Source organism: Flavobacterium sp. (assembly GCF_049240005.1).
In the GTDB taxonomy this organism is placed as follows: Bacteria; Bacteroidota; Bacteroidia; order Flavobacteriales; family Flavobacteriaceae; genus Flavobacterium.
Genome location: NZ_JBMLTK010000092.1, coordinates 1 through 5,967 on the forward strand (window position 1 = coordinate 1; position 5,967 = coordinate 5,967).

At 39.3% G+C, this 5,967-nt stretch carries 6 protein-coding genes; 2 read left to right on the forward strand and 4 right to left on the reverse strand.

What is annotated here, in order from left to right; genetic code table 11:
- A partial coding sequence (locus ACOVQQ_RS09480; protein ID WP_421817987.1) for a hypothetical protein occupies positions 1–186 on the reverse strand: 186 nt, incomplete at its 3' end.
- A 342-nt stretch (positions 187–528) separates the two neighbouring features.
- Here ACOVQQ_RS09480 and ACOVQQ_RS09485 point away from each other — a divergent pair.
- The gene (locus tag ACOVQQ_RS09485) at positions 529–2,571 is read left to right on the forward strand and encodes a T9SS type B sorting domain-containing protein (protein WP_421817988.1); all 2,043 of its coding nucleotides are present in this window, start codon (positions 529–531) and stop codon (positions 2,569–2,571) included.
- 435 nt (positions 2,572–3,006) lie between these two features.
- Here the strand turns inward: ACOVQQ_RS09485 and ACOVQQ_RS09490 are convergent, their stop codons facing one another.
- Genes ACOVQQ_RS09490 through ACOVQQ_RS09500 form a run of 3 tightly spaced genes read right to left on the reverse strand, consistent with a single transcriptional unit; the run spans position 3,007 to position 4,412 of the window.
- Positions 3,007–3,534 (reverse strand): hypothetical protein, encoded by a 528-nt coding sequence (locus ACOVQQ_RS09490; RefSeq protein WP_421817989.1) that lies wholly within the window; start codon positions 3,532–3,534, stop codon positions 3,007–3,009.
- Between the two features lie 3 nt (positions 3,535–3,537).
- The gene (locus tag ACOVQQ_RS09495; protein ID WP_421817990.1) at positions 3,538–3,990 is read right to left on the reverse strand and encodes a helix-turn-helix domain-containing protein; all 453 of its coding nucleotides are present in this window, start codon (positions 3,988–3,990) and stop codon (positions 3,538–3,540) included.
- On the reverse strand, positions 3,987–4,412 hold the full coding sequence (locus tag ACOVQQ_RS09500; protein ID WP_421817991.1) for a hypothetical protein: 426 nt from the start codon (positions 4,410–4,412) through the stop codon (positions 3,987–3,989). The genes ACOVQQ_RS09495 and ACOVQQ_RS09500 overlap by 4 nt, the downstream gene beginning before the upstream one ends.
- A gap of 1,096 nt (positions 4,413–5,508) precedes the next feature.
- On the opposite strand from ACOVQQ_RS09500, the gene ACOVQQ_RS09505 reads away from it, so the two are divergent.
- The gene (locus tag ACOVQQ_RS09505; protein WP_421817992.1) at positions 5,509–5,826 is read left to right on the forward strand and encodes a hypothetical protein; all 318 of its coding nucleotides are present in this window, start codon (positions 5,509–5,511) and stop codon (positions 5,824–5,826) included.
- Positions 5,827–5,967: the final 141 nt, after the last annotated feature.

The following is a 5,967-nucleotide window of genomic DNA, read 5'->3' on the forward strand; positions in this document are numbered from 1 at the left end:
GCTGTTGAGGAAAACACAGAACGTATCAAATCGACTGAAAAATTGCACCGCTCTAATACAAGATGAAGCTCCGACGATACTTGGGTTAGATGGGGCAAAACGATACGTTAAGGGGTGAATGTCGCGATCCCGATAGCTATCGGGACTAACTTCCCCAAAAACCGATACGTAAAGTGGTGAACTCATCGCACGTATTTCCACCGAACGCCTAGCCCCGATGGCAGTGGAAAGCCCGTACGAGTGGCAACGTGTGCGCACGCTGTTTTGGTGGCGACCGTCGGAAGCCGCAAAAAACCGCAGTGCTAACCGTTGCCACACGGCGGACTTGCAACGAACAGCGGGAATAGCTACCAAAAAGTCGTAGAATCTTTGGGATTTCCAACAAACGTTAAGTATTTTGTTAATCTTGAACGGGTGATTTCGTTAAACAAGCGGATTTAGGTAATTTTCCGCTCGTAAAATTTTGTTCCTTTACGCGCCTTTAGGTACAACTTTGCGTAAACCGCAGTTTACATGCCAAAAAATCCTATGAAAATTGTATCCGTACTCATATTGCTATTTCTTTCTTTACCGCTAGCGGCGCAAAACCAAGCGCCTGTTTTAGCTGCAACCGGACAAGGAACGCATTGCCGCAACTTTGCCAGTCCGATTGTGCAAACTTTTACCATAACCGATCCCGATGATACGGCGATCGACGCGCTGTACATTCAAATTACGACCAATTACACCGCCGGCGAAGATTTGCTAAGCTTAACAGGTTCGCATCCCAATATCGCTGCTTCTTGGAGTCAGCAAGAAGGCAAGTTAAGTCTTACAGGCATTGGCGGTCCGGCTTTATACACCGATTTAATTGCAGCTGTTTTCGATGTGCGTTACACCAATAGCAATTTATCGGCCAGCGGTACACGTACGTTTTCGATTACTATTGGTCAGGCGAATTACCTTCCCTCAACCGGACATTATTACCGCTACGTAGCACAAGAAAATATTACTTGGCCGCAAGCCCGAAATGCTGCACAAGCCAGTACTTACTATGGTTTACAAGGATACTTGGCTACGCTAGCATCGGCCGAAGAAGCGCAGTTGGCGGGCGAGCAAGCATCGGGAACCGGCTGGATTGGCGCGAGCGATGCGGAGGAAGAAGGCGTTTGGAAATGGGTAACCGGACCCGAAGCCGGACAAACTTTTTGGAACGGCGGCCCGAACGGAACTGCTATTGGCTTTGCTTTCTGGAATGCCGGTGAACCCAATAATGCCAACGACGAAGATTACGCGCACATTACGTTTCCAGGAATTGGATTGCCCGGTTCTTGGAACGATTTGCGACCTACAGCCGAAACCACTGGAGCATACCGAGCGCTGGGCTACGTAATTGAATACGGCGGTACTCCCGGAGATCCGACCTTACAAATTGCAACGAGCACCACGATAAATTTACCCGAGTTTCCGGTAGTTGCCAACGCATCGGTTTGTGGAAGCGATTCGGTAACCTTACAATCGACAACGGCAAACACTTTTTGGTTCGCAACTTCTACCGGAGGAACGCCGCTGGCCACAGGAAGTAGTTTTACCACACCCGAATTAACGGCAACCACCACGTATTATGTGAGTCCGTTTAACGGCGCGTGCACCAACGTTCCGCGTATTCCAGTTACTGTAACGGTATTAGCCGAACCGCAAATTACAGCAGCAGCGGTATTTACTGTTTGCGAACGCGAAACCGTAACGCTAACGGCACAGGCGCCCGTGGGAACGGTGCGTTGGTACGATTCGGAAACATCGACAACCGTTTTAACCGAAGGCGATTACACGATCAGTAACGTAATCGCTAATGCAACGTATTATGTAGCCGCCTGGAACGGAACTTGTTCGAGCACCCGCATTCCGGTGCAGTTGAATGTGATTGACGTTCCGGAAGACACCACTTTTAATCAAACAATTTGTCAGGGCGACGATACCGTACTGCAAGCCAGTTTAGGAAGTTCGTACCTGTGGAGCACGGGCAGCACGGCACGGCAAATTCGCGTTAGCCAAGCGGGAACTTTTTCGGTAGTTATCACCTTGCCAACGGGTTGTAGTTACGAAGAGCGTTTTGAAGTTACGGCAAACCCAATTCCCGATATACCTATACTCGGATTTACAGACAACATTTTGCAGTTAAGCATACCTAACGCTCCCGATTTCGAGTACAGCCTAGACAATTTTAATTTTCAGACGGCTACGGAGTTTGCTTTGGGTCGCGGCGGCGAGTACGTGTTGTATATCCGCGATTTAGCGCGTTGTCAGGTGCACGAGTTTCCGTTTGTATGGTTGCGGGCGCCGCGGTTTTTTTCGCCCAACGGCGATTCGTTCAACGATCTGTGGACGGTTGAGGGAATGGTTTTTTACCCCGAATCGAAGGTGCGGATTTTCAACAAGTACGGTAAATTGTTGTACGAGCTCAGTGCGCAAAATCCGAGTTGGGATGGTACCATATCTCAGAATCCGCTTCCGGCCAGCGATTATTGGTTCGAGGCCACTTTCGGCACGCGCTCGCTTCCCATCCGTGGGCATTTCAGTTTAGTGCGCTAGTTTTCGAGAGATTTTTTTTTGCAGCTAATCCCGTTTTTCGCTATAGTCCTCAAAAAATACGCCACGTTCAGTCGGCACGTGTTGGGCTTCTTGGGTCGCCCACACCCGCCGCTTCACGCAGCCGTATTTTTTTGCGGGCTGCCGCTGCAACCGGGGCTAGGGCATACGTTGTTAACGTTTGGTGGAAAAATACCTACAAGTAGGTAGGTGCGGGAGTGGGGAAGTGCGTAAATTAGCAGGGTATAAAAAAAGAATTTTTTAGCAACTAATGCAAAATGCGAAATGACTAACTAAAATGACATGTTCAAAACGCATGTAGTTTTTTTTGACGCAAAGCGCTTTTAATGAATGATTTATGAGTGTTTTTGAAATTGGAATACAGTAGGAGATTTCGTCAATTGTTGAGTTGCAAGATATGGCTAAAAAACGAGAGCTTTAATTTGAAGAATTGTTACTTTTTTTAACTTGACGTTTTTTTATGGCAGGTAGTCTAGTTTCTTTTATATCACCTGCCTTTTTTGCGGTTTCAATCATTTTTTTCGGGTCTACTAAAGGCATGATTAAATTTATAGGCAGTACTGCCATTTTACTCGCAGCATAACCTCTTAATGTTCCTAGGGAAATATTCAATAATCTAATCATTAATGGATCAGCAATTTGGCTTTCATTTTCGCCTAAAGTAATTAATTCGCTGTTCTCATCTAAGTTATCAAATCCAAAAGTTGTGGAACATGCTAATGAAAAGAAAGTTTTTGGCTTTCCTAGTTCTTTTTTATATCTATACTCCAAAAACAATCTCAATTCTAAAGTTACATCAGCAGGTGTTCCGATTACCATAAATGATAATCGCATATCAACATTTTCCTCTTTAAAATTATCCAAAATTTCATGGGTAATCTGCGTTGAATAGGAAATTTCCTTTAAATCTTTAATTTTAATCCGTAAAGAAACTGGCTTTTCCATTGTTTAATTTGTAAAAACTTCTGTGGGTAAAGAAACATTCTGAGACGTTGAATATTTACGAAATTCACTTACGTCATCAATTTCATAAGTCTCTATTGCAAAACAATCAGCTTCAAAAATATTAAATGAAGCAGTTTTATAATTTAATGTGACGACACCAGCAGATTCAAAATCTGAATTACATTCATTGTTTGCACAAACTTGAAACAACTTTCCTTTTAATACCGATTCTATTTTTGCAACTGTCTTGAAAGTGAAATTATGTGTTCCGGAAAGCCATTTACTAACTTCGGATTCATTTTTACCAAGCAACTGAGATAGCCTTTTTTGATCAATACCGCGCAGTTTCATTAAAAAATAAATTCTCTCGGCTAGTTCATCTGAATTTTCGATAAAAATATCAACATATTCAGGACGAGAAGAAATTATTTCTTGTAAATATTTGTTATGCATCATATTTGAAAAGCTAAATTTCCTTTTAGAGTTTTAAATTCTGGAACTATTAATCCTTGTTTGGTTTTTTTCTTGATTTCCGTATCTAAATTAATAAGAAGTTCCATACAATCATTCAAATGAGGATCTTCTTGATATGTTTTTGTCGTTTTAATTCCGCCATTTCCTAAAATAACAATATTTGGTGAAATCATTATCGCATATAATCTTAGTTTATTCCCTTCTGCATAGAGATGAGCAGGCAAGGCACATGTTCTATCATTAATTTTTCCTTCTCGTCTAAAATGTCGGTCAGCACATCCAGTTTTTCCATTTCGCTCCATCTGTTTGCTAATAATCTGTAAACCTTCTATGTACTTTTTATTACCATTATGGTTAGAAAACAACTTTTCGGTCTCTGAAAGTTTTTCTCCATCAACTCTCACAGTGTAAAATGTAACATTGTCATATTCTCCAAAGATCTCTAAAGTAACCTTTCGCGTACCCACTTAAAGCTGATGAACAAAATTAAACTTAAAATTCAATTAACCAAATGCAATTCACAAATAATTCACTTATAAGTGAATAATAGAAATATCTTCACTTTTTATGTAATTATTTGAATTTGTAGAAAACAAATATAGGATATTACTAGATAAACATAATGAATACGTCCATATTTCATAAACATGCCACATCTGGTAAAAGCACCTAAACGCCGAAACTGTTTTTTGTGTTGCTACATGTTCGGTATTCACTTTTTTGTTTACCTTAGAGGAGATAACGCTGCTTGCTTTTCCGTTTCTGTGTATATCTGGAAAACGTGAAAGATAATTTTAAAACCTAATCACTTGATTAAATGGGGAAATGATTTATAAATACTATATTTACATCGGAATAATAAATCAGAAGGAAGAGCGTACAAGTCAACCTTGTAAGGTCCATGGTTCGAGTCCAGGTCCGTTAATGAGATTTAGTAAATTTCATTAACGGACCCTTCTTATGGACTTTAAAACATCACTGCTCATTTATAGAGCACAAACAATTAACGAAAGGAAAATTTAGAAATCAAAGATAAGATTAGTTAAAAGCCTTACTCCGATAATTAGGCAATTAACGGATGTTGATTTCCATAAAATAGATGAATTTAAAACCGAAGAAAATCTATTGATTACTTGGTTAAACTCTTCTATTTCTCCATTTTTAGCTACCAAGATTACTTCTAAAGATCCAATTGTTATTAGCAATGTAGACAATCAAATGACTGACTTTAAAATTCAATATTTAGAAAAAAAGCAGGTATTGAATTCAGAATACAAGAATGACAAAATCTAAGAATTAGAAACTTTTTCTAAATATTTTCTTTTAACATATTGTACATGGTCTGAAGCGCCATTTATTAAGCTTAAACACACACCATAAGGTCTTGCTCTAAATGACAGATTCCAAAATTATGGAAGAAATATTGAGACCAAATGGAAGACTTTAGTAGATAAAATAATTTATAGAATCCTGAATATTTATTCTGGTGACGTATTCCAAATGAAATCCGAACTAGAAAAAATTTCAGAAGATTATATTGTGAACTACAGTTATATCAGAAATAAAATTGCTCATGGACAGTGGGATGAAGCATTAAACTCTATTAATGATGATATCAATATTGTTTCAAGCCAAGATATGTCATTTGTGGATGTATTGAAAATTGATTTTACTTTTGAAAACCACCATTTGTTCTCGGGAATATTAAAAAATATTAGTGAGTCAAATGTCCCAGAAGATTTAATCATTAAGAAAAACAGCTCTTATTTAATTCTTAAACAAAAGTTAGTCGACTTAATTAATTTAAGACAGAGCTAGGACATTAAGAGTCGAGCTACATTTTTGCAACAAAGAACTTTTGATACTAGAAATTTAATTATAATGGAGAAAATGCATTCAAATGGAATTGTAGGCTTCCCCTAATTCGAACCGTTTATAAATCAAATTTATGTTTTCCGT